This is a genomic window from Amycolatopsis sp. Hca4 (genome assembly GCF_013364075.1).
GTDB lineage: Bacteria > Actinomycetota > Actinomycetes > Mycobacteriales > Pseudonocardiaceae > Amycolatopsis.
In genome coordinates, this window is sequence record NZ_CP054925.1 from 1,663,731 (window position 1) to 1,685,591 (window position 21,861).

Below are 21,861 nucleotides of genomic sequence, written 5' to 3' on the forward strand. Positions count from 1 at the left end.
TATGGTCACCCCCATGACAAGTCGTACCGAACGTTCCAAGATGACGGCGGACCTCAGCTCGCTGCCGCTGCCCGGGGGATTCACCGACGTCTTCACCAGCAGGCTCGTGGAGCTCGACGGGCTGCGGCTGCACGCGGTCACCGGCGGCGACGGCCCGCCGCTGCTGCTGGTCGGCGGCTGGCCGCAGACGTGGTACGCCTGGCGGAGGGTGATGCCCGCCCTCGCCCGCCGGCACACCGTCGTCGCCGTCGACCCGCGCGGGGCCGGGCTCTCCGGCAAGCCCGACGACGGCTACGACGCCGGCACGATGGCCGCCGATCTGGCCGCGCTGATGACCGCGCTCGGGCACCACCGGTTCGACGTGGTCGGCCACGACGTCGGCATGTGGACCGGGTACGCCCTCGCGGCCGACCACCCCGAGCGGGTGGGCAGGCTGACCGTCGTCGACGCCATCATCCCGGGCCTCACCCCGGCCCCGCCGGTGTTCGGCACCGCCGCGGTCAACCAGCGGCTCTGGCACTTCGGCTTCAACCGGCTCGACGGCCTCAACGAGGAACTGGTGCGGGGGCGCGAGCGGCTGTTCTTCGGCTCCCAGTTCGCCACCAAGGCCGCCACCCCGGCCGCGATTCCCTCCGACGCCGTCGACGTCTACGTGGACGCGATCGTCGCGGACCCCCGCGGGCTGCGGGCGAGCTTCGGGTACTACCGGGCTCTTGACGAAACGATCGCGCAGAACGAAAAGCGCAAGAAAACCCCGCTGACGCTGCCGGTGCTGGCCGTCGGCGGCGCGCGGTACTGCGGCCCGCAGGTCGCCGAGACGATGCGGCCGGCGGCCGGGGACGTCACCGAGGTGGTCCTCGACGATTGCGGTCACTACGTGGCCGAGGAACAGCCGGTGCCGTTCACCGAGGCCCTGGAAGACTTCCTCGGCAGCAGGACCGCGGGCGCGCTTCGCACGGCCGGGTAGTGGCGAGCCGGCCGTGGGTCCTCCTCGGTGGTGTCCGAGGAGGACCCACGGGACCTCAGCGGGGCAGGACGAGGTGCTCGGCGATGGCGTACAGCTCCGCCTGCGAGCCGGCCCCCGCGACGGCGATCGGCGTGTCCTGGACGGCCTTGAGGATCCAGAGCGTGCCGTAACCCCTCTCGTCTTCGTAGCGGGTCGCGTGTCTCTGGACCGGCCGCCCCGCGGTGCCGCGCACCTGGCCTGCCTCGCCGGTGTGCACCTGGATCGGCGGCGTGGTGCTGCACGTGCCCACCGAGTAGCCCGTCTGCGTCCCACCCGAGACGCCCCTCTCAACGTCGAACGTGCACATCCGCAGGCCGCCGGGCAGCTGGCCGAGGCCGAACGACGGGGTGACCGTGGTCTTGCCCGGGAAGGCGACGTTCTCCGCGACGCGGCGGCCCGCGTCGGTCAGCTGCTGCGCCGTGGCCGTGCTCCCCGGCTGCGCGGCCACGTTGACGTACAACGAGCCACCTCCGGGGTGGGTCAGGTACACCTCGTAGCCGCCCGGGCCGCCGGAGTGCGAGCTCTCCACACCGGCCCGCCCGGCGAGGGTGACGGGCCGGCCCGGGCCGGACTTGAAGGAGGCCTCCTCGGGCGGCATCATCCGCATTTCGGCCACGTCCACGAGCAGCGTCCGGGACCCGGACGTGACGGTCAGCAGGTATTCGCCGCCGTACACCGGCTTGTCGGGGTGGCCGGCAGTGCCACCGGTGTTGATCCGGCGCGCGAGGTAGTCGACCTCGCCCGGCGGCAACCAGCGGAGCGAGAAGGGCATGGGCAGCTCCGCGACGGCGGGCTTGGCCGGTGCCTCGACGGCGGGTTCGGCCGGTGCACCGGCTCCGGTGGCGACCTGGTCGTCGGGCGTGGGCCGGTTCAGCGCGACGACGGCGCCGGCGGCCAGGACGAGCAGCGCCACCCCGGCGCCGGCCACGAGGGGCGGGCTCACCGCGGCGCGCTTGCGGTCGAGGCGCTGACGCGTGGCGGCCAGCACCCGGTCGCTGTCGGGGCATCGGGCTCGTGGGCGGTGAAGGTGTCCTTGATCAGGTTCTCGATGTCCATCAGCTCTCCCTCGCCTGGGCCATCCGGTCGATGCTCAGGCCGTGTCGCAGGGTCGTCAGGGCTTTGCGGGCGTGGGCCCGCACGGTGGCCTGGGCGCAGCCGAGCAGGTCGGCGATGTCGGCGTCGGCGAGCTGCTCGTAGTACCGGAGCACGACGACCGCGCGCTGCCGCCGGGGCAACCGCGCCAGCCGCTGCCACATGTCCTCCCGGGCGGCGTGGTCCGACGCGAAGTCGTCCGGCCCGGCCGCGTCCGGCGGCTCCCCCACGGCGATCAGCCGGGCCGACCGGCTGCGCCGCCAGGACAGGTAGTCGTTGGTCACCATCCGCAGGATGTACCGCTCGGGGTGGTCGGCGTCGCTGACCCGCGACCACCGTCGGTACACCTTGACCAGCACGTCCTGCACCAGATCAGCGGCCTGTTCCCGCTCCCCGGCCAGCATCGTCGCGTAGCGCAGCAGCCGTGGCAGGTGCGCGCGGACGAAGTCCTCGTAGTCAGCCATCACTACCAAGACGACGGCCGCGGGCGTCCCGTGTACCTCAGCCCGGAACTTTCTCGCGCACGACCTACCGGCGCGCCCGCAGCCAGAAGGCGATCCGGGCCGGGAACAGCAGGAGCAACAGGACGTAATAGCCGAAAGGCGGCTTGATGAACCCGACCACGACCGCGAGCGCGAAGACGACCGAGCTCAGCGCGTGGTTCCAGAACACCTCGTCCGACACCGGTTCGGCGTCCCCGCGGATGTCCGGGTCCCGGCGGATGAGGAACACCATCGTCGTGTGGCACAGGCTGCTGGCCAGCAGCGTCCCGAGGTAGAACAGCACGGTGAAGCGCTCGGACTGGTAGGCGCCGATCAGCTCGGTCGGGAAGGGCAGCAGCGCGATCGTCAGCAGCCAGCAGAAGTTGACGCGGATCAGCGCGGGGCTGTACGACCGCACGTGCTCGAAGATCCGGTGGTGCACGCCCCAGAAGCGCCCGATGACGACGAAGCTGAGCAGGAAGCTGACGATCTTCGACCAGTTGTGCGTGACGGCTTCGACCGCCGGCTTGTGCTCGGCGACCAGCTCGGGCACGAGGTCGGTGAGCGGCAGGACGAGCAAGGTCAGGGCGATGGCGACCACGGCATCGGTGAAGAACACCAGCCGCTCGGACGACTTCTTCTTCTCCACGCGGACATCAAACACCACTCCCGCGGGGCTGTGATCACCGCCGCGCCGCCGATCACCAGACGAAGGGAACGAGCCGCGCCCGGCTCGCGGCGAACTGCCGGTAGCGGTCGCCCAGAACCGCTTCGAGGGCGCGTTCCTCGATGCGGACGCGGTAGAGCAGGGCGACCAGCAACACAGCGCCGGCGCCCGCGGCGCTGACCCAGTTGTCCGCGATCAGGCCGCCGCCGGCGAAGACGAGCAGCAGGCCGGTGTAGCTCGGATGGCGCAGGACCCGGTAGGGACCGCGTTGCACGACGGGCTGGTCTTCGCTTGTCTGCAGCGTCACGGTGAAGTGCTTGCCCAGACTGACGAAGCACCACCAGCGCAGGACCAGGCCGAGCCACCCGATCACCGTCCCGAGCGGGAATCGCCATGCTCCGCCGATGCCGGCGTCCGGGAAGACCGCGCGGCCGACCGGCCACCACAGGATCGCACCGAAGAACATCACCCTGAAGACGATCTCCGCGCGGACATCGACGAGTTTCGCACCGCGACGCGTGCGGAACGCCTGCACCAGCTCGCCCGTCGCGAAGGCGCCGACGCTGATGAAGATGACCACCCGGGTCACGTCCGACGACTCCCCGAAGGTTGCCAGCACGGTTGCCATTGTCGCACCGAACGCACTGTTTCCGCGGAAGCTCAGCGCACGAGGAGGCCGATGGCGGTGGCCAGCCGGCCGAGGTACTCCTCCCGGGTCTCCACCTGGTGCTTCAACCCGACCGACGCGCTGATCAACGTCTGCGCGACACCGGTTGCCGCTTCGCCGCCCACCGCGGCGACGACGAGTTCTTCGAAACGCTCCGGCGCCGTGCGGGTGATCGGCCCCAGCAGGTCCGGGTTCTGTTCGATCACCTCCGGGACGTCCCGGCTCATCGGCCCGACGTAACGGCCGGCCCACCGGTCGAACGCGCCGAGCAGCCGCTCCCGCAACGGCTTTCCGGGGTCGGCGAGGATCTCCTCGGCCGCGGCGAGGTCCTGCTCGATCGCCCGGGTGACCGCCGTCCGGAACAGGTCCTCTTTGGACGCGAACAGGAAGTACAGCCCCGGCCGGGAAATCCGGGCCGCGCGCGCGACCTCCTCCATGGAGGTCTTCCGGTAGCCGTGCCGGGCGAACGTCAGCAGTGCCGACTCGAGCACCGCCTCCCGGCGGCCGGCCTCGGCCGGAGCTTCGGAAACGCTCATCCGGCCACTCTACGACCTCTACCCTCACTATACAAGTTCTGTTCATTCTGTATAGTCGGCCGCGTGACCACTCCCCCGCTCATCACCACCCCGTTCACCGCGGCCAGCACCGCGGACGACGTCCTGGCCGGTGTCGACCTCACCGGCGTCCGCGCGATCGTCACGGGGGCGTCGTCCGGGATCGGCGCGGAAACGGCGCGGGCGCTGGCCGCCGCGGGAGCCGAGGTGACCCCGGCCGTCCGGAACCCCGCCGCCGCGGGGCCCCGTGCCGTCCGGCTCGACCTCGCCGACCCGGAGTCCGTCCGCCGGTTCACGCGCGAGTGGGAGGGGCCCTTGCACCTGCTGGTGAACAACGCGGGCATCGTCACCGGCGGGCCGGCCTACACCGCAGGGGGGTGGGAATTGCAGTTCGCCACGAACCACCTCGGCCACTTCGCACTGGCCACGGGTCTGCACGCGGCCCTCGCCGTTGGGCGGCCGACGGAATCCACGCGAACGCGGTCAACCCCGGTGGAGTCGCCACCGGACTGCAGCGGAATTTCACCCCGGCGCAGAAGGAATCCCTGGCCGCGGCCGAGGCCGCGGGCATCTTCACCTACAAGACGGTCGAACAGGGAGCGGCCACGAGCATCGTCGCGGCGGTCGCACCGCAGTTCGCCCACACCGGTGGCCACTACCTCGACGACGGCCGGGAAGCGTACCGGGTGCCGGATGACGCCGAACTCGCCGACCACCCGCACGGGGTGAAGGAATGGGCCCTCGACCCGGCTACCGCAGAACGCCTCTGGACGGTGTCGGCGGACCTGACCGGAGCCTGACCGCAGCGCGGACCGCGGCCGGTTCGCGTCGCACGGCGGAATACTCCGGCAAGCGAAACGTTCACGACGCCGTGGCGGTGGGTGGCGAGGTGAGACGCCGCAGGAGCGCCCGCACTGCCTTCGCCCGCGCGAATTCCGCCGGCGTGAACGGCAGCTGCGGCCTGCGCACCACGAGATCACCGTCGAGATCCGCCAGCCGCATCACCGTTCCGTCGATGCCTTCACCAGCACCCTTCCCACGGCGCCCCCACGGTTTCCTCTCGACGTCGCACTCGCCCAACACCGCCAGGAGAAGCTGCACCGGATCCGGTTCCCGCGCGGCCGCGATCGTCAGCACGCGGGTCGGCAGGTCGACGAACTCGTGCACGTCCGCCGGGACGACGCGGACGTCTCGGCCACCTCCCAGTTCGATGACCGTGGCGATGTCCGCGGCCGTGGCCGCTTTCGGTGCCCGGACGAAGAACTCGTCCACCACGCCGCCCGGGACCGCCAGTACCTGCAGCGAAATGATGTCGTAGCGGTGGGCCGCCAGTGCGGCCGTCACGCCCGCCAAGCTGCCCGGCACGTCACGCATCGTGGCGCGCACCCGCCACGCCACCCCGGCCCGCAGCGGATCAGCGCCGCCGGCCGGGTCCCGTTGCGCCCGTGGGCGGTGGGTCCACCACCGCCGCCACGCCGCGGTGACGACCATGAGCCCGCCCAGTGCGAACAGCAGGACCGGTCCGACGCGGTTGTGGGACAACGTGCTGACGAACAGATCGGCCACGCCGGTGGCCACGAACAGCGCCGCCAGCTCGATCAGCTCACGGCTCATCGAGCCCCTCGCCCGCTGGGCGGTCTTCGGCGGTACCTCGGCTTCGCTCATGCAGCCAGCATCGGCCGCTCGCTTTACCTCCGGTCTCGCCCTCCTGTCACGATCCAGTTAACCGGACGAGCGCCGGATCGAGGCGGCGCGGGCCGATCACGGGGCCGTCATCACGGCTCGCCGCACGGTCTCCCGCAACAGGGTGCGGCGTTCGTCGTGCCGTTGCCGGGGCTCGTCCGCGGTCGCCGCGTAGACGTTGCTGACCGGCGACCACGCCATCGACATGGCGATGACCACCGCCATCACGTCGAACGGGTCGCCGGGCCGCACGAGCCCCTCGGCCTGCGCCGCGGCGATCGCGCGCAGCTTTTCGTCGTCGAGCCGGTCGGCGTCCGCGACCAGGTGACCGGCCGGGCGCCGTTCCAGGCGGGCCCACGTGGCCAAGCGGATCAGGTCGGGGCGGCGCAGGTACTCGTCGTAGAGGCGCACGGCCCAGTCCGCGAGGTCGGTGGCGTCGATCGGGACGACGTTCACAATCCGTTCCAGCGAAGCGAAGAAGATCGCGTCGAACAGCCCGTCCTTGTTGCCGAAGTACGCGTAGAGCTGCGCCTTGTTGGTCCGGGCCGCGCTCACGATGCGTTCGATGCGGGCGCCCGCGATCCCGTACTCGGCGAACTCCCTGGTCGCCGCCTCGAGGATGCGGTCGCGAGTCGCCGTGCCGCGAGCGGTCGTGGGGTGGTCGGCCATCGGGCGACCCTACCAAACAGAACAGTTGGTTTGCCTTCTCCCGCAGCCGTCGCTACGGTGAAATAGACCGAACAGTCTGTTTGCTGGAGGAGAAGTCATGCGGATGACCACGGCCTGGAGAGCCGACGGCGACGCCGCGGTGCTGCGGCAGGTGCGCCTGCACCGCCGGGACCTGCGCCCGGACGACATCGCGGTCCGGGTGGACTACTGCGGCGTCTGCCACACCGACGTCCACTCCCTCGACGCGCACACCGGTGGCCTGCTCGTCCCGGGGCACGAGTTCACGGGAGTCGTGACCGAGGTGGGCTCCGACGTCACGCGGTTCACCGTCGGAGACCCGGTCGCCGTCGGCAACATCGTCGACTCGTGCGGCGCCTGCGTCATGTGCGAAGCCGGCCAGGAGAACTTCTGCCGCGAGTTCCCCACCCTGACCTACGGCGGCACCGACCGCCGCGACGGCTCGACGACCGCGGGCGGGTACGCCCGCGAGTACGTCGTCCGCGACCGGTTCGCTTACCGCCTGCCCGCCGGGCTCGATCCGGCCGCCGCCGCGCCCCTGCTCTGCGCCGGGATCACCGTGTGGGAACCGTTGCGCAGCCTGGAAGCAGGCAAGGGCACGCGGGTCGCGGTCGCCGGCCTCGGCGGTCTCGGGCACCTGGCGGTCAAGTTCGCCGTCGCGCTCGGCGCGGAAACGACCGTCATCAGCCGGACGGCGGACAAGGCCGCCGACGCCCGCCGGCTGGGCGCCGAGGACGTCGTCGTGTCCACGGACGCGGAGCAGCTGGCCGCCGCCCGGGACCGGTTCGACGTGGTGATCGACACGATCTCCGCACCGCACGGCCTCGGTCCCTACCTCGGCCTGGTCGCCGTGGACGGCACCCTCAGCCAGCTGGGTCACCTCGGACCCGTCACGGTCGAGACGATGGACCTGCTCGTGGGCCGCAAGAAGCTGACCTCGGCCGGCAGCGGCGGCCGCCCCGCGACCGCCGCCATGCTGGACTTCTGCGCCGAGCACGGCATCACCGCCGACGTCGAAGTGCTCCCGTCGGCGCAGGTGAACGAAGCCCTGGACCGGTTGCGGCGCAACGATGTCCGCTACCGCTTCGTGCTCGACCTGTCCGATCTGCCGGAGTCTCCGGCCTGACCGTCAGCGCCGCAGCTGCGCGAGCAGGAGGTCCGGGTTGTCGCCGGCCAGGTTGGCGCCGTTGGTGACGTAGACCCGGGTCCCCCGTACAGCGACGGCGGTGGTCCCTTCCATGCCGTCGTCCGCGTCGAGCAGGGTCTCCCGGGCGCCGTCCGGCCCGACCCGCACGAGCTTGCCGGCCTGGTTGATCGCGGCGAGGATCTCGGTGCCCTGGCCGGTGAAGTCGAAGTCGTCGATGCCGGCCAGTCCCGTGGCCCGGACCTGGGCCCGGCCGGCGCCGCCGCCCGCCACCACCGGGACGCGGACGAGGGTGCCGCGGTCGGAGTTGCTCGCCCACACGGCGCCGTCGTGGACTTTCAGGCCGTTGGCCCCGAAGAAGCCATCGGGCGCCAGCGCCGGGTCCGCCGACCACACCGACGCCGCGCCACCGCGCAGCGGGGCCTGCCAGATGCGCCCGCCGGTGGAATCGGTGACCAGGAACCGGTCCCGCTCGCCGTCGATGACCAAGGCGTTCGGCATCGTGTCGGCGGGCAGCGGCACGACGAGCCGGGGCGCGCCGGGGCGGACCTGCCAGATCCCGGTCAGGCCGCCCTCCCCCGAGGAGTAGAGGAAGTACACGTCGCCGCGCTCCGACCGGGCGACCCCGGTGACCACGGGTATCCCGACGACCGGGGTGGTTCCGCCACCGCCGGGCGGCAACGGCATCGTCACGAGCACCCGGACTGCCCCGTCCGGTGCCACCCGCACCACCTGGCGGGCGGGGATCATGCCGATGACCACGCCTCCCCCGGGTTCCACGGCGATGCTCTCGGCCGCCTGGCCCGCGGACCGGTCGAAGCGGGCGACGACCCGCACCTCACCCAGGTGAGTGCGGTGCGCCGCAAGGGCATCCGGAGCGGTCGCGCTCGTAGCGAGCAGTGCAAGGCCGAGCGTGACGGTGAGCCGCCGCAGGCGGAGAGGAGACATGACTTTCCTTTGGTCGGGCGTGGCCGGTCACGAGGTGAACTGCTCACGGCCGAGCACGGCCAGCAGCTCCAGCCGGGAGGCAGCGGCGGTGCCCGGCGCCGGTGAGAACACGATCAGGCGCTGGTCCTGCCGGTCGGTGGCCAGGACGTCGAAGTCGAGCTCGACGAGGCCGACCGCGGGGTGCCGGATGCGCTTGCGGTCGCTGCGCCGGACCGCGACGTCGTGCCGGTCCCAGAGGACGGCGAACTCCGCGCTCTCCCCGCGCAACGCCTCGACCAGCAGTGCCGCCGCGGGATCGGCGGGACGGGCCGCGATGGTCGCCCGCAGGTCGTCCACCAGCGCCCGGCTTTCGTGCTCGTGGTCCTCGGCGGGGTACCGCCCGCGCAGGTCCGGGCCGGTGAACCACCGGTAGGTGCAGCTGCGGGCGAGACCGCGGAACCGCGTGTGCTCCCCCAGCAGCGCATCGGCCATCGGGTTCTGCGCGAGCACGACGTTCAGATCCGAGGCGACCAGGGCGGGCAGGCCCGCCAGCCCGTCCAGCAGCCGCAGGAGGCCGCGGCCGACGTGCTCGTCACCGCCGGAGCGGGGCGGCGCGTGGTGACCGGCGAGGCGGAAGAGGTGGTCACGTTCGTCGATCGCCAGGCGCAGTGCCCGGACCAGCGCGGTGAGCAGCGCGACGGACGGCTGCGGGCCGCGTCCCTGCTCGAGCCGGGCGTAGTAGTCCGGTGACATGCCGGCGAGCTGGGCGACCTCGCAGCGCCGCAGCCCGGGTGTCCGGCGCCGGGCACCGGCCGGCAGCCCGACGTTCTCCGGTCGCAGCAGCGCGCGCCGGCGCCGGAGGAAGTCCGCGAGTTCGTTCCGTTCCACCGATCCAGCATGATCTTCGGGCCCGGGGCCAACCAGGACTTGCCGATACCACCTTGCCCGGGCGAAAGTGCGTTTCCGGCCGTTCCCCCCGGTGTACCGCCGGTGAGGGCGGCACACCCACGGCGTCAGTCGGCGGCCTGGGAACGGGAGTTCTGCTGCCGGGCTTCGTGCAGCTGGTCTTCGAGCGACACGATGCGGCACGCGGCGTCGATGGCGGTGCCCTGGTCGACCAGCGCCCGCACGCGGGCGGCGATCCGCAGCTGGTGGCGGGAGTACCGGCGGTGCCCGCCGGCGGACCGCTGCGGGGTGATCAGCCCGGCTTCGTCGAGGCTGCGCAGGAACCCCTGCGTGGCGCCGAGCAGGTCGGCGGCCCGGCCCATCGTGTAGGCGGGGTAGTGCTCGTCGTCGAACTTGTCGGCCGCACCGGGCGCAGCCGGTCTTGGTCGGTCAGGAATCATTCCACCTCCGCATCACAGAGGACCCCGGGCGCCACTGCGGCACCCGGGGTCCTCGAAGGTAGGGATTTTCACCATTGTCAGCCGACGCGACCGTCGGCGTTCTGCACCCGCTTCCGGCCGGGAACCAGCCCTCGCGGGGATCGCTCATTCGTGACCGAGCACCACCTCCGAACTCGATGGGACTGCGGCACCCGCGCGGCACTACCTCGCCGCCGCGGGCGATCCAATGATGTTCCCGTTCCCTTCTCTCCGGTACTTCCCACTTACTCGGTACTGCTGCTTGACCTCGCGGGCAGTTTCGTCCTCTCCCGCGCCTGCATGACCTTGTCTCTCTCGCTACGGGCAGAAGATTACACCCGTCCGTCATCGAATGTCTACTCCGGCCAGAGGAGATTTTCTGCCGCGGACGAGTGCGGCCAAGACGACAACCCTCCGCGCCCTCCGTTCACCCGAACGTGTGGCGACAGCCCTCTGCGGCTTCCGCCACTGGCCACGCCGGTGATCCGGGGAGCAGAATGGCGGCAAGTCGCCAGGCAGTGGCCCTCGGGCCCGAGTTCCGGAGGCCAGGTCCGTGGCGGTTCAGACCAGAGCCACCGCAGACCGCCCACCGGACCCGACGGGGTGAACGGCGGCAGACCGACGCCGGAACGCGTACTGCACGCCCGGGCGCCCGTCCCCGCCGCGATCTCCGCCGGCCGCACCGGCTGGCCGGCACGCGCGTCGATGAAGTTCACCGCCCGCCGCAACGCCGCCGGCGCCACCCACCCCGGCCCCGCCGGGACGGCCCGGTCATCTCACGGCGAACAGCACCACCCGGCCGGAGAGGGACCGGCAGCTTCGCCGAGCGCCGCCGCGACCTCCGGGCACCCGGGACCGGTTGCGGAGGCCTGTTCGGCGGGCCGAGGTTTCGCCGTTCGCGAATCCGGGTAGGCGTGCAGTTCCGGCGTGAGGAGACACGCGTGGACCGAGCTGAGCGCGGGGTGCGGACTCCGTTGTGGTCGGCCGAAGCAGTTCCCGCCGGCGAGCGGCCGGTCATCGTCGTGACCGGCGAGCTGGACCTGAACGCCGGACCCGGGTTCGGTGACCGGGTGCGGAACCTGGCCGCCGGCGTCCCGGACCCCGTGCTCGACCTCAGCCGGGTCACCGTGCTGACCGCGCCCGGCGTCCGGCAGCTGCACGCCGTGGCCGACGCCCTGGCGGCCGACGGCCGGTGCCTGCGGGTGGTGACCGGCGCCGGCACCGTGCTGCGGGTCCTGCGCGCCGCACAGGCCACCGACGTCCTCGACACCTACGTGACGCTGGAAGCGGCGGAGAAGGCCTTGCGCAGCCGCGCCCCGGACGGACCGGCGGAGCTCGACCGGCTGCGGCAGGAACTCGCCGACCTGCGCACGAAGCTCGCCACGCGGCCGGTCATCGCGCGGGCACTCGGCGTGCTGCAGGAGCGTTACCGGCTGGCCGACATGGACGAGGCGTTCCGGCTGCTGCGGTACGCCTCTCGCCACCACAACATCAAGCTGCTCGTCCTGGCGAAAGCGCTCCTGGAACTGCCTCGCCCGCGCGACCGGACCTGGCTCATCGGCCCGTTGCAGCGCCCCGCGCCGCCGTTGCGCTTCGCCCGCGACCGGCCCGGGAAGACTCCGGCCACCGTCCTGGAACTGCTGCACGCCACGCTGGACTGCACCGGCGCGGCGGCGGGGTACGCGCAGCTGCCGGGGGATACCGACACCGGGTTGCGCCTGGCCGCCTGCCACGGGCTCGGCGCGGAGTTCGCCGAAGCGTTCGCCCACCTCGAAGGCGAGCAGTCGACGTGCACGGCCGCCTTGGTCAGGGGCCGCGACCGTGACCAGCGCTCCCCTCGCCCGTGATCCGCTGTACTGCCGGCCGGCCACCCGCCGCGTCCTGCTCGGCGCCGGGTTCGCCGCGGCCCGCAGCATCCCGCTCCAGCACCGCACCGCGGGCTGCGCCGGCGTGCTGACCACGCTGCACGAGGTCCCGGGTCCGGCCCTTGGCGGCCCGGAGTGGGACCGGGTGCACGAGCTCTGCCGGGAGACCGGCGCCTGGTTGCACTGGTACCGCCAGCACGAAGTGCTCACGGCCCTGCAGCACCTCCACGCCCGGGTGACGACGGGGCAGCTCGGCTGAACCGCAGCGCGCTTCCCGCGGGCCCGGTGAACCGGTCGATCCCGTGCGTCGCGGCCAAGCGCGCGATGTCCGCTGCGGCCGGCACGCCGGTTTCCGGCTCTCGCAACGAATTCCGGTAGTGCTGACCGGACTTCGGGGGCCGGCCGCCTCGTCGCCGGATTACGAACACGCCTTGCCGGGTATTCCGGCCTGATAACGGGATGGGCGGGTGAGCCATGAGTGCCGGAGCCGAGGTCGTGGCGATGGACGCCGAGCACGCCCTCGTCCTGCGGGTGAGCGGGACGCTCGGTGCCGAAACGGCGCAGGCGACCTTGGCCAAGCTGCTCGACGCGACCGTCACCCTCCCACCGCCGCACCTCGTGGTGCTCGACCTGCGGGACGTGGACTTCCTGTCCGCCGCCGGGGTCCGGGCCCTCGGCGAGTTCGCGGCACTCCGCGCGCAGGACGGCGTCCACGCGGCGGTCCTGCTCGACCCCGGCGCGCTCAACGCCACGATCCTGCACCGCAGCCTGCCCGCAGGCGCACTCCCGGTGCACGCCAGCGTCGAAGCGGCCCTCGCCGCCGCCCCGGCCCCGACCGGCGAACGACACCTCGGCGAACAGCTGGCGGAGCTCACCCGGATCCTGCTGGACGCCACCGGCATCGGCCAGGCCATGCAGCACGTGGTCGCCGCGACGACGATCGTCGTGCCGCACGCCCGTCTGGTCAGCATCACCCTGCGCGACCCCGGCGGGCGCTACTTCACCCCGGTCGAAATCCCCGACATCGCCGCGGACCTCGACGACATCCAGTACCGCACCGGATCCGGGCCCTGCCTCGACGCCGCCCACCCCGACGGCCCCGCCTACGCGCTCGACCAAGACCTCGCCCGGACCTCGGCCTGGCCCCAGTTCGCCGCGGTCGCCACCGCCCACGGCCTCGGCGCCGTGCTCTCCCCCGCCCTGCTGCCCGCGCAACGCGCCGGGCTCGGCGGCGCCCTCAACATCTACGCCCACCGGGACGGCATCACCGAAACCGACCGCCACCGCGCCCTGCTCCTGGCCACCCACGCCTCGCTGGCCCTCCAGGAGGCCCGGTCCGCCGAGATCGCCGACCTCGAACGCACCCACCTCCGCCGAGCGATCGCCTCCCGCGACGTGATCGGGCAGGCCAAGGGAATCCTGATGGCCCGCCAGGGCATCGACGCCGACGCCGCCTTCCACCTGCTGCGCCGCGCCTCCCAGGACCTCAACGTCAAATTGGCCGACATCGCCGCCACCCTCGTCCGCAAGCACACCACGCTCGCGCCCGTCGACAGTGAGTGACGCCGCGGGTCAGCACGCACGCATGGTCCGGCTGGAACGGGCTACGCTGGCTCGGACGAAGACGATGACGTGCCACTCCCCTGGCGTCACGCTGCGGCCGGATCGGACGGCTGCGGAAAGGCGAGGGTCATGGCTGAAGTGCAGATGGAACTGACCCGGCGGGCGGGTTCGACGGTGCTCACCCTGACCGGCACCCTCGACCTGCGCTCCCACTCCGCCGTGCGCGACGGCCTGCTCAAGGCCGCCACCGAGGCGCCGGACGGCCTGATCGCCGACGTCTCCGGGCTCGGCTTCGCCCACGACGCGCAGCTGAGCGTCTTCGCCCTCGTGGCCATGCGGCTGGGCGACTGGCCGGGCATCCCGCTCGCGCTCGTCACCGAGCGGGCGGACCAGCACGCGCTGCTCGCCCGGTTGCCGATGGCCCGCTACGCACCGGTGCACCGGAACGCGGCCGAAGCCGAGCGCGGATTCAGCGATCCGGTGCGCCGGCGGGTGGTCCGGACCTTCCCCCGCTCCGAGAAGACCCCTGGTCTCGCCCGCGACTTCGTCACCGAAGTGTGCGAAGCGTGGAGCATTCCCGAACTGATCGACAACGGTCTCGTGCTCGTCACCGAACTGGTGGAAAACGTTCTTCAGCACACCGGCGCCTGCCCCGAGGTCCGCGTCGACCTCCGCCGGGGCATCTGCACGATCGCCGTCGCCGACGACGATCCGCGGCCGGCCGAGCTGCACGAGCGGTACACGCCGACAGAACCCGGGCTGGGCCTCAAACTCGTGGCCCAGTTCGCCCGGGCCTGGGGCTGCAGCCGGACGTGGGCGGGCGGCAAGGTCGTCTGGGCGACCTTGCTCGCGCCCCGGACCGTCGCCGGAATCACCGGCACCCGTCCCGGAGAAGAGCCCCGGTTCCCCTGAAAAGGTGAGGCGGGCATTCGTCGGCTCCGCTCCACTTCTTCGCCGGGCGAGAATCGCTTATGGTGAGCCATTCGGTTCAAGCACGAGCTGTCTCACATTCCTCGAGGCCGTTCGACGGAATTGGAGCGTTCCATGCCGCAGAAGAGTCCTTCCGGCGTCCCGCTTGCCGCCGCGGTCGCGGTGCCGTTCGAGGTTCGGATCACCGAAGACGAGCCCGGTGTGGTGACCGTGGCGGTGTCCGGGGAACTGGATCTGGCGACCAGTCCCGAATTGCGGGCCACGGTTCGTGAAGTGCTGACGGCCCGGCCGTGGCGCCTGACGATCGACCTGACCGCGGTCACGTTCTGCGGCTCGTCCGGACTGCGCACCCTGCTCGCCCTGACCACGGCGGCCGGTGAGGCGGGTACCCGCCTGAAGCTCCGGCCGACCGCGGCGATCGCCCGCTTGCTCGCGATCACTTGCCTGGACAGCGCTTTGCCGCTCACCGAGCCCGCTGCGAAGAACACGGGGAACTAGCGCGGTCAGGACTCCGTGCGTTCGGACTTCAAGACCGCCCACACGATCTTCCCGCCGGACCAGCGGTGGCTGCTCCCCCACGCGCGCGCGGCGTCGGCCACGATGCGCAGCCCCAGGCCCGGCTCGCGGATGTCGGCCCGCTCGATGAGCACCGCGGGCCGGTCGCTGTCGTCGGCCACGGAAACCGACAGCAGCTGACGGCGCAGGTCGAGCCGGATGTCGGGGTCGGACGTGGTGTGCTCGAGGACGTTGCGGACCAGCTCGCCGGCCACCAGCGTGCCGGCGTCGATGAATTCCGGCACCTGCCACTGCAGGGCGTGGTCCCGCACGAACGTCCGGGCCAGCGTCGTCGCGTCGTCGACGCGCGGCAGGACCCGGCGCGCCGTGCGCCGGATCGGTGTCTTCTGCGCGGTTTCCGCCGCGGCGACATCCGGGTGAACCGGGACGAACCGCTCGATCCCGTGGCGGTGGAAGGCGTCGAGGTGCTGCGGCTGCCGGGTGACCACGGCGAACGGGATGCCCGGCCACTCCGCGATCCGCTTCGCGACGAACGGGAACACCGTCGACGGCGACAGTTCACCGATCGCCAAGGCGTCGAGATCGGCGACCAGGCGCGGCGGGCCGTCCGCCGCGACCTTGAGCAACCCGTCGCGGAGAAAACCGTAGCCGGCCAAGTCGAGGGCACCGGACACCGTCACCAAGGCGCTCGCCGGTCGCTTGCTCACCTCGAGCGCGACCCCGATCTCCACTGCGCCTCCGTCTCGCCGCGGGCCGCCGGCGGGACGCAGGGGGCCGGAAGTCCGCGCTGGCCGGCACCGACGCCCCCGATGACCCGACGCTAGCCCACCGGACCACCTCCGGCCAAGGTCGGAGGTGCCATTGCCCCGCACCCGTGACATCGAGGGCGGTACCGACGAGGGTCGACCGGGGCAGGTTGCCGCAAAGGCCCGCCGCGAAGCTTTCCTGGCTTTGATCAACGGATCCGGTCCCCCTGGCGGCAGTTTTGCGCCACCCCCGATCGGGTAATCCATGCCGACGACCTCCATACCTGACCCAGGGACGGTGTGGCACCATGACCCACGACTTCGCGACGAGCGCCGGCGCCGGCGCCAGACCGAAGGAGTGGCGGCCGTGACCGGGCCCAGCCGGCACGAGCGGCTCGATGTGGTGCAGTCGCACCGCGACTCCCACGGCGTCGTCCTCGTGCTCTACGGCGACCTCGACGCGGGCACGGCCCTCAAGCTCGAACAGGCCGCCGCTCAGCTGTTCAACACCGCGTACCCACCCGAAGTGCTGTTCCTGGACCTGTCCGGGCTGTCCTTCCTGTCCGTCGGCGGGGCGCGCGCGATCCTCGCCGTGCACGAAAGCGCCGGCATGTCGCGCGTGCGGGTGGTCACCGGGGACCGGCCCGCCGTCCGGGAGTTCCTGCACGCCACCCGGTTCGACGCGGTCCTGGACTGCTACCGCACCCGGATGGGCGCGATCGCCGCGGGCAGCCGTTCCGAATTCATGAGCCGCGTCAAGACCATCTGGGAAGCCGGCTGACGACGCTCAGCCCAGGTCTGCCGGTCGAGCAGGACTTCCCGGTCGCCCGGCCCGCCGAGTTCGGGGAAGCGCTGCTCCCGGCCATCGCCGAAATCCCGGCCGAGACGTGATTGAGTTCCCGGCAACCTGGGCAGTACCCGTTCGGTCTTAAACACGCTTCGGGCGTTCCAGGCCGCGGTTGAAACCACCAGCCGCCCCCGAACCGGTCCGGCCTGCCCACCCCGCGGGCCGCCACCGCGGGAGGCGCGGCGTACCAACCCTCTCGCACCGACGAGAGGTCCCCATGCCCAGCACCGTCACGAGCCACCACCGCGACATCGAAACGGACCGGCACGCGCGCACCCGCATCACCGTGACCACCACCGCGGACGCGACGGCGGTGACGGTGACCGGCGACCTCGACCTGGCCACCTCACCGCGTCTGCGAGACAGACTGGACGACGAACTGAAGCTCCGGCCCCGCGCGCTGATCATCGACCTCGACGCGGTCGGCTTCTGCTCCTCCGGTGGCCTCTCGGTCCTGCTCGAAGCCGTCACCAACGCCCACGCCCGCGGCATCCCGTGCGCGATCATCGCCACGCAGCGCGCGATCATCCGGCCGGTCAAGCTGCTGCAGCTGGACCGCGTCCTGCCCCTGCACAGCGACCGCGCCGAAGCGGAAACCTGGCTGGCGCTGGTGGCCCGGCTCCGCTGACCCGGAAGCGAAATCACGCGCATGGCCCGCCCGGCCACCGGGTAATCCCCGCGACATCGGCTCCACGGAACGCGTGCGGCCGCGATCAGGAAGAGGTCCCGCCCCGATGCCGACCGAACAGCAGACGACCGACGTCGACGACTCGTTGCGCGTCATCGCCCTCGAGGTCGCCGACGACCTCGCCGAGCTGGCCAGGGTGCGCGCCTGGGCCGGCCGGCTGCTGCAGGACCTGCCCGAAGTCCAGCGAGCCGACGCGCTGCTGGTGGTCGACGAGCTGACGTCGAACGCGCTCCGGCACGGAAAGCCACCCCGTCAGGTCCGGCTCCTGCGCAAACGCGACTGGCTGTCCGTCGAAGTCGACGACACGTGCGTCGACCCCGCCTGCCCCGCCCGGCCGCGGTCGACGGCGGGCACGGGCTCAAGCTGGTCAACGCGATGAGCGTGTCGTGGGGTCAGTGGCAACGTCCGACCGGGAAGACGGTGTGGGCCGAGATCGACCTCAGCCGCGCCGCCGGCTGAGGAACGGACGCTCACACCCGGGTGCTCTTCGTTACGTGGCTGGACAAGATCGCCACCCGGGACTACTTTGGCACCCCCGGCGGCCAAGCCGCCCGCGACGCCGTCGAACAGGCCGCCGAGGAGCTCGCCGCCTTCGAGGAGGCCGCCCTGCACGCCGAAGCACCCCGGCTGCCGACGGGGGACGAGCGATGACCGGGTGGGACCTGCTCATCGGCCTGGCCGCCGCGTTGCTGCTGGCCTGGCTGGTGCTCGTCGCGGCGCTGCTGGTGGTCCGGCCGCGCGGCGGGCTGCTGCGGGAAGCACTGCGGCTGCTGCCCGACGTCCTGCGCCTCATCCGGCGCCTGGCCGCCGACAGAACCCTCCCCCGCGGCGTCCGCGTCCGGCTCGGGCTGCTGCTGGCCTACCTCGCCCTGCCCATCGACCTCGTGCCGGACTTCATCCCCGTCCTCGGCTACGCCGACGACGCCATCATCGTCACCGCCGTCCTGCGCAGCGTCGTCCGCCGCGCCGGACTCGACGCCGTCCGCGCCCACTGGCCCGGCACCGACGACGGCTTCGCCGCGCTGACCCGGCTCACCGGCCTGCGCGAGTCAGCCCCCTGAGCTCACCCGAGGCCGTGGACCTTCTTGTACTCCAAGGCGTAGGCGAGCTTGCCGGGCTTGGCGTCGGTGTAGGGCTTGCTCAGCTTGCCGAACTCGCCCTTGGCCGGGTCCGCGCCGTCGTTCCAGGCGTCGAGGGCGTCGAGGTCCGCGGCCGTGAAACCGCTGTCCACCACGGAGTCCTTGGGCAACGCGACCATCGCCTGGGTGACCGACTGGACTGTCGCCAGGTAGCTGGCCAGGTCGCCGGGGTGCCACGTGCTCAGGTCGACCGGTTCGGCGTCGCGCAGCCAGGCGCCCCAGTAGAACTCCTGGAACGGCAGGGTGTTCTGCGTGTACCCGATGTCGCGGCCGAAGTAGAGCAGGCCGCGGAACCGGTCGTCGCCGAAGTTGTCCAGCCCGACGGACTTCGGGAGCTTGTTCACGGTGATCGGGTTGCCGTCCGCGTCACGCAGCCACACCCACTTGTGCTCCTGCATCCGCGCCCAGAAGTCCCGGCGGGTCAGCGTGCTGTAGTTCGCCAGCACCCGCAGGCGGACGTGCAGGTTCAGGCCGCCGTCGGGGGTTTCGGCGAAGGAAGTCAGCGTGTGGTGCCCGTCGGTCAGGAACGGCTCACCGCACGGCCCGATCACGACCGTCTTCATCGCCGCCACGCTGTCCGCCGTCTCCGCGCCGACCGCCAGCCGGCAGGTGAACGACGAAGGGTCGTCCAGGCGAGCCCCGGGCGACACCGACGCCGCGGCGATCCGGCCGTCGGCCTCGCACCAGTCGTCGAACTTCTTGTTGACCGCGTCCTTGCCGAGCGTGTAGCGGCCCAGCTTGTAGTAGACCTCGTCGTAGCCCAGTGACGGCTGAGTCGGGCGCACGTCCCCGATCCGCACGTCGAGCAGGTCGCCGGCCCGGGCGCACAGGTACCCGCCGTTCGGCGTCGACCGGTGGTCGTGGCCGCAGAACGACGGCCGGCCGCCCGGGGCGGCGGTGGCCGCCGGGCTCAGCAACGCGGCACCGGCGGCCACCGCGACGACGACGGTGAAGAACCGGCCGAACTCGGCGCGACTGCGCATTTCCACCCCAGGGCGTGCGACGGACATCGGCGAGATCCTGCGTTGTCCCAGGGAACACCGTCCGACCTCCAGGTGTCCATCCTCCGACACCGCCGTGAACGGACAACCTCGGATCAGGCCGCGAGCCGCCCCGGGAACCCGAACGTGCCGACCAGCGCCGGATCGTGGAATTCGACCACGCGGGAGATGCCGGTGGCGGTCGGCGTCAACACCACGATGCCGTGCGCCCGGAGCACGCCGCCGGTGTCCCGGTGGTACACCGCGGCGGCCGGCTGGCCGTTGGCGGTCGTGGCGCTCATGCGCCAGTCGCCCGGCCTGCCCAGGACATACGTGTCGAGCAGGTGCAGGCACCGCACCCGCCCGGAATACCACTGGCGGAACGGTGTCGCCTCCAGCGTGGCGTCGGCGCGCAGCACCCGCTCCAGCAGGACGGCGTCGGAGCGTTCGAACGCGGCGACATAACCCTCGAGCAGCGCCCGTGCCCGCTGGTCGGCCGGTTCGAGCAAGTCCTCGGGCGACGGTTCGAGCTCGGCCAGGCGCGCGCGAGCGCGCTGCAGACCGCTCTTGACCGCCGCCGTGGTCGTCCCCAGGATCCGGGCCGTTTCGGGCGCGGTGAACGCCAGCACGTCGCGCAGGATCAGCATCGCGCGCTGCCGCGCCGGCAACTGCTGCAGGCTGACGACGAGCGCGAGCCGGAGTGACTCGCGCGCGACCACGGTCGCCGCCGGATCGGCGACCCAGTGGTCCGGCACCGGTTCCAGCCAGGACACCTCCCCCGGCGCGGCCGGGACCGGCGGGCGATCGGGTCCGTCGTGGGGACCGGCCAGGCCCGAGGGCAGCACCCGGTTCCGCCGCGGCTCCAACGCGGTCAGGCAGACGTTGGTGGCGATGGCGTAGAGCCAGGACCGGACCGAGGACCGGCCCTCGAAGCCGGCGTAGGACCGCCACGCGCGCAGGTAGGTCTCCTGCACCAGATCCTCCGCGTCGTGCGCCGAACCCGACATGCGGTAGCAGTGCGCCAGCAGCTCCCGGCGGAACCCCGCGGTCTCGGCCTCGAACCGGTCTTGGTCGCGCGCCGTCGCGGATCGCCTGCCTGCCATGCGTTGCTCCTCGTTCCCGTGGGTCGACGCCATCCTCCGGTATGACCGGCACTCCACGGAAAAGGAATCGACGCGCGGGTCAGGGCAGCAGCGCCAGCTTGCCCGTGGTCGTCCGGGCGGCCAGTTCCGCGAGGGCCGCGGGCCCGTCGGCAAGCGCGTAGGTGACCGGGCGCGCGGGGGCGAGCACCCCGGCGGCGACGAGTGCGGACAGCTCGCCCATGAGCTCACCGAACATCCCGGGCGCGCTCCGGATCAGCGTGCCGATGTTGAGCCCGATGACCTGCACCGGGTACCGGTACACCAGCTCCCAGTTGGTCAGGGAGGCTTCCCCGCCGGCCAGGCCGTAGACAACGACCCGGCCGGTCACCGGCTTGGCCGCGGCCAGGCTCGCCGCGAAGCCCGGGCCACCCACCGACTCCAGCACCAGGTCGACGCCGGCACCGCCGGTCAGGCGCAAGACGTCGGCGGCGAGGTGACCTCCGCGCGAGTCCAGGACGTGGTCGGCCCCCAGTGCCAGCACGGTGTCGTGCTTGCCCGTCGACGCGGTCCCGATGACGGTCGCGCCGTAGTGCTTGGCCAGGGTCACCGCGGCCTGGCCGGTCGCGCCGGCCGCGGCGTGGACCAGCACGGTCTGCCCGGCTGCCACCCGGCCGAGCGGCTTGAGGGCGGCGAGCGCGGTCGGCCGGTTCACGACCAGGCCCAGTGCCTGCTCGGCACTCCAGCCCGCCGGCACCGGCATCGCGGCAGCGGCGGGAAGGACGAAGTACTCGGCGAAGGCCCCCTCGCCGACACCGGCCACGCGCGTCCCCGGTGGCAGGCCGGTCACCGCCTCGCCCACCGCCACGACCTCCCCGGCCGCCTCGAAACCCGCCAGGTACGGCGGCTGCGGGCCATTCCCGAAGGTGCCGCAGGCTCGGGAGAGATCGGCGAAGTTGACCCCGGCGGCCAGGACCCGGACCAGCACCTCGCCCCGGCCGGGCACCGGCACGGGCGCGTCGGTGATCAGGCGCATGTCCTGCGGGCCATCGAGGGAGGTCTGCTGCAACGCGCGCATCGTGGCGGGAAAGTTCACGGCTGTCGGCTCTCATTCCGGGACGGCCGCCTTGGTGGGCCGTCGGGGTCCACAGGAAGACCCCGGGGAACCCGGAAAGGAATCGGCCGCGATCAGCAGCGCTGTCGGACCGGCCGCGGCGATACGGTACGACGTCCGG

At 72.2% G+C, this 21,861-nt stretch carries 27 protein-coding genes and 1 pseudogene; 14 read left to right on the forward strand and 14 right to left on the reverse strand.

Annotated elements, in window-relative coordinates:
• Positions 1-13 precede the first annotated feature (13 nt).
• The gene (locus HUT10_RS07265) at positions 14-967 is read left to right on the forward strand and encodes an alpha/beta fold hydrolase (protein ID WP_254896734.1); all 954 of its coding nucleotides are present in this window, start codon (positions 14-16) and stop codon (positions 965-967) included.
• Positions 968-1,022: 55 nt separating this feature from the next.
• Here HUT10_RS07265 and HUT10_RS07270 read toward each other — a convergent pair whose 3' ends face one another.
• From HUT10_RS07270 to HUT10_RS07290, 5 genes are all read right to left on the reverse strand, one after another.
• Positions 1,023-1,949 carry a hypothetical protein gene (locus HUT10_RS07270; protein ID WP_254896735.1) on the reverse strand — a complete coding sequence of 309 codons (927 nt, stop codon included), beginning with the start codon at positions 1,947-1,949 and terminating at the stop codon, positions 1,023-1,025.
• 112 nt (positions 1,950-2,061) lie between these two features.
• Positions 2,062-2,562: a SigE family RNA polymerase sigma factor gene (locus tag HUT10_RS07275; protein ID WP_176170460.1), complete on the reverse strand. Its 501-nt coding sequence runs from the start codon at positions 2,560-2,562 to the stop codon at positions 2,062-2,064.
• 64 nt (positions 2,563-2,626) lie between these two features.
• A complete protein-coding gene (locus HUT10_RS07280; RefSeq protein WP_176170461.1) occupies positions 2,627-3,229 on the reverse strand; it encodes a TMEM175 family protein in 603 nt (200 codons plus the stop codon).
• 52 nt (positions 3,230-3,281) lie between these two features.
• Positions 3,282-3,866 carry an isoprenylcysteine carboxylmethyltransferase family protein gene (locus HUT10_RS07285; RefSeq protein WP_217709551.1) on the reverse strand — a complete coding sequence of 195 codons (585 nt, stop codon included), beginning with the start codon at positions 3,864-3,866 and terminating at the stop codon, positions 3,282-3,284.
• Between the two features lie 41 nt (positions 3,867-3,907).
• Positions 3,908-4,450, reverse strand: a complete 543-nt coding sequence (locus HUT10_RS07290; RefSeq protein WP_176170463.1) for a TetR/AcrR family transcriptional regulator — start codon at positions 4,448-4,450, stop codon at positions 3,908-3,910.
• Positions 4,451-4,513: 63 nt separating this feature from the next.
• Here HUT10_RS07290 and HUT10_RS52090 point away from each other — a divergent pair.
• Together HUT10_RS52090 and HUT10_RS52095 are read left to right on the forward strand one after the other, a co-directional pair.
• Positions 4,514-4,843: pseudogene (locus HUT10_RS52090) on the forward strand (SDR family NAD(P)-dependent oxidoreductase); the annotation flags it as partial.
• A gap of 2 nt (positions 4,844-4,845) precedes the next feature.
• Complete coding sequence (locus HUT10_RS52095) at positions 4,846-5,268, forward strand: hypothetical protein (protein WP_368660837.1); 423 nt, start codon at positions 4,846-4,848, stop codon at positions 5,266-5,268.
• 61 nt (positions 5,269-5,329) lie between these two features.
• On the opposite strand, the gene HUT10_RS07300 is transcribed toward HUT10_RS52095, so the two are convergent.
• Together HUT10_RS07300 and HUT10_RS07305 are read right to left on the reverse strand one after the other, a co-directional pair.
• On the reverse strand, positions 5,330-6,133 hold the full coding sequence (locus HUT10_RS07300) for a hypothetical protein (RefSeq protein ID WP_176170464.1): 804 nt from the start codon (positions 6,131-6,133) through the stop codon (positions 5,330-5,332).
• Between the two features lie 96 nt (positions 6,134-6,229).
• Positions 6,230-6,820 carry a TetR family transcriptional regulator gene (locus HUT10_RS07305; RefSeq protein WP_176170465.1) on the reverse strand — a complete coding sequence of 197 codons (591 nt, stop codon included), beginning with the start codon at positions 6,818-6,820 and terminating at the stop codon, positions 6,230-6,232.
• 97 nt (positions 6,821-6,917) lie between these two features.
• Between HUT10_RS07305 and HUT10_RS07310 the strand changes: the two genes are divergently transcribed.
• Positions 6,918-7,964: an NAD(P)-dependent alcohol dehydrogenase gene (locus tag HUT10_RS07310; RefSeq protein WP_176170466.1), complete on the forward strand. Its 1,047-nt coding sequence runs from the start codon at positions 6,918-6,920 to the stop codon at positions 7,962-7,964.
• A gap of 3 nt (positions 7,965-7,967) precedes the next feature.
• Here HUT10_RS07310 and HUT10_RS07315 read toward each other — a convergent pair whose 3' ends face one another.
• From HUT10_RS07315 to HUT10_RS07325, 3 genes are all read right to left on the reverse strand, one after another.
• A complete protein-coding gene (locus tag HUT10_RS07315) occupies positions 7,968-8,930 on the reverse strand; it encodes a hypothetical protein (protein ID WP_176170467.1) in 963 nt (320 codons plus the stop codon).
• 27 nt (positions 8,931-8,957) lie between these two features.
• The gene (locus tag HUT10_RS07320; protein WP_176170468.1) at positions 8,958-9,797 is read right to left on the reverse strand and encodes a helix-turn-helix transcriptional regulator; all 840 of its coding nucleotides are present in this window, start codon (positions 9,795-9,797) and stop codon (positions 8,958-8,960) included.
• Between the two features lie 125 nt (positions 9,798-9,922).
• Positions 9,923-10,255, reverse strand: coding sequence for a helix-turn-helix domain-containing protein (locus HUT10_RS07325; RefSeq protein ID WP_176170469.1), 333 nt, complete (start codon positions 10,253-10,255; stop codon positions 9,923-9,925).
• 959 nt (positions 10,256-11,214) lie between these two features.
• On the opposite strand from HUT10_RS07325, the gene HUT10_RS07330 reads away from it, so the two are divergent.
• The 5 genes from HUT10_RS07330 (at position 11,215) to HUT10_RS07350 (ending at position 15,129) form a co-directional block, all read left to right on the forward strand.
• Complete coding sequence (locus HUT10_RS07330) at positions 11,215-12,120, forward strand: ANTAR domain-containing protein (RefSeq protein ID WP_217709552.1); 906 nt, start codon at positions 11,215-11,217, stop codon at positions 12,118-12,120.
• Positions 12,095-12,397 (forward strand): hypothetical protein, encoded by a 303-nt coding sequence (locus tag HUT10_RS07335; protein WP_176170471.1) that lies wholly within the window; start codon positions 12,095-12,097, stop codon positions 12,395-12,397. Before HUT10_RS07330 ends, HUT10_RS07335 begins: the two co-directional genes overlap by 26 nt.
• Before the next feature lie 215 nt (positions 12,398-12,612).
• The gene (locus HUT10_RS07340; RefSeq protein ID WP_176170472.1) at positions 12,613-13,701 is read left to right on the forward strand and encodes an ANTAR domain-containing protein; all 1,089 of its coding nucleotides are present in this window, start codon (positions 12,613-12,615) and stop codon (positions 13,699-13,701) included.
• A gap of 129 nt (positions 13,702-13,830) precedes the next feature.
• On the forward strand, positions 13,831-14,613 hold the full coding sequence (locus HUT10_RS07345; protein ID WP_254896736.1) for an ATP-binding protein: 783 nt from the start codon (positions 13,831-13,833) through the stop codon (positions 14,611-14,613).
• A 132-nt stretch (positions 14,614-14,745) separates the two neighbouring features.
• Complete coding sequence (locus tag HUT10_RS07350) at positions 14,746-15,129, forward strand: STAS domain-containing protein (RefSeq protein WP_176170473.1); 384 nt, start codon at positions 14,746-14,748, stop codon at positions 15,127-15,129.
• A 5-nt stretch (positions 15,130-15,134) separates the two neighbouring features.
• Here HUT10_RS07350 and HUT10_RS07355 read toward each other — a convergent pair whose 3' ends face one another.
• Positions 15,135-15,878, reverse strand: a complete 744-nt coding sequence (locus HUT10_RS07355) for an ATP-binding protein (RefSeq protein ID WP_176170474.1) — start codon at positions 15,876-15,878, stop codon at positions 15,135-15,137.
• Positions 15,879-16,260: 382 nt separating this feature from the next.
• Between HUT10_RS07355 and HUT10_RS07360 the strand changes: the two genes are divergently transcribed.
• The 5 genes from HUT10_RS07360 to HUT10_RS07380 all read left to right on the forward strand — a co-directional run bounded on the left by HUT10_RS07360 (position 16,261) and on the right by HUT10_RS07380 (position 18,489).
• Positions 16,261-16,674 (forward strand): STAS domain-containing protein, encoded by a 414-nt coding sequence (locus HUT10_RS07360; RefSeq protein ID WP_254896737.1) that lies wholly within the window; start codon positions 16,261-16,263, stop codon positions 16,672-16,674.
• Between the two features lie 283 nt (positions 16,675-16,957).
• Complete coding sequence (locus HUT10_RS07365; protein ID WP_176170476.1) at positions 16,958-17,368, forward strand: STAS domain-containing protein; 411 nt, start codon at positions 16,958-16,960, stop codon at positions 17,366-17,368.
• 106 nt (positions 17,369-17,474) lie between these two features.
• The gene (locus tag HUT10_RS07370; protein ID WP_254896738.1) at positions 17,475-17,807 is read left to right on the forward strand and encodes an ATP-binding protein; all 333 of its coding nucleotides are present in this window, start codon (positions 17,475-17,477) and stop codon (positions 17,805-17,807) included.
• 101 nt (positions 17,808-17,908) lie between these two features.
• Entirely contained in the window at positions 17,909-18,079 is a 171-nt protein-coding gene (locus HUT10_RS07375) for a hypothetical protein (protein WP_176169272.1), read from the forward strand.
• Positions 18,076-18,489, forward strand: coding sequence for a YkvA family protein (locus tag HUT10_RS07380; RefSeq protein WP_176170477.1), 414 nt, complete (start codon positions 18,076-18,078; stop codon positions 18,487-18,489). The genes HUT10_RS07375 and HUT10_RS07380 overlap by 4 nt, the downstream gene beginning before the upstream one ends.
• Before the next feature lie 2 nt (positions 18,490-18,491).
• On the opposite strand, the gene HUT10_RS07385 is transcribed toward HUT10_RS07380, so the two are convergent.
• The 3 genes from HUT10_RS07385 to HUT10_RS07395 form a co-directional block, all read right to left on the reverse strand.
• Positions 18,492-19,550, reverse strand: coding sequence for a ParB/Srx family N-terminal domain-containing protein (locus HUT10_RS07385; protein ID WP_176170478.1), 1,059 nt, complete (start codon positions 19,548-19,550; stop codon positions 18,492-18,494).
• Positions 19,551-19,663: 113 nt separating this feature from the next.
• A complete protein-coding gene (locus HUT10_RS07390) occupies positions 19,664-20,650 on the reverse strand; it encodes an RNA polymerase subunit sigma-70 (RefSeq protein ID WP_176170479.1) in 987 nt (328 codons plus the stop codon).
• Between the two features lie 79 nt (positions 20,651-20,729).
• The gene (locus HUT10_RS07395) at positions 20,730-21,722 is read right to left on the reverse strand and encodes a zinc-binding dehydrogenase (RefSeq protein WP_176170480.1); all 993 of its coding nucleotides are present in this window, start codon (positions 21,720-21,722) and stop codon (positions 20,730-20,732) included.
• Positions 21,723-21,861: the final 139 nt, after the last annotated feature.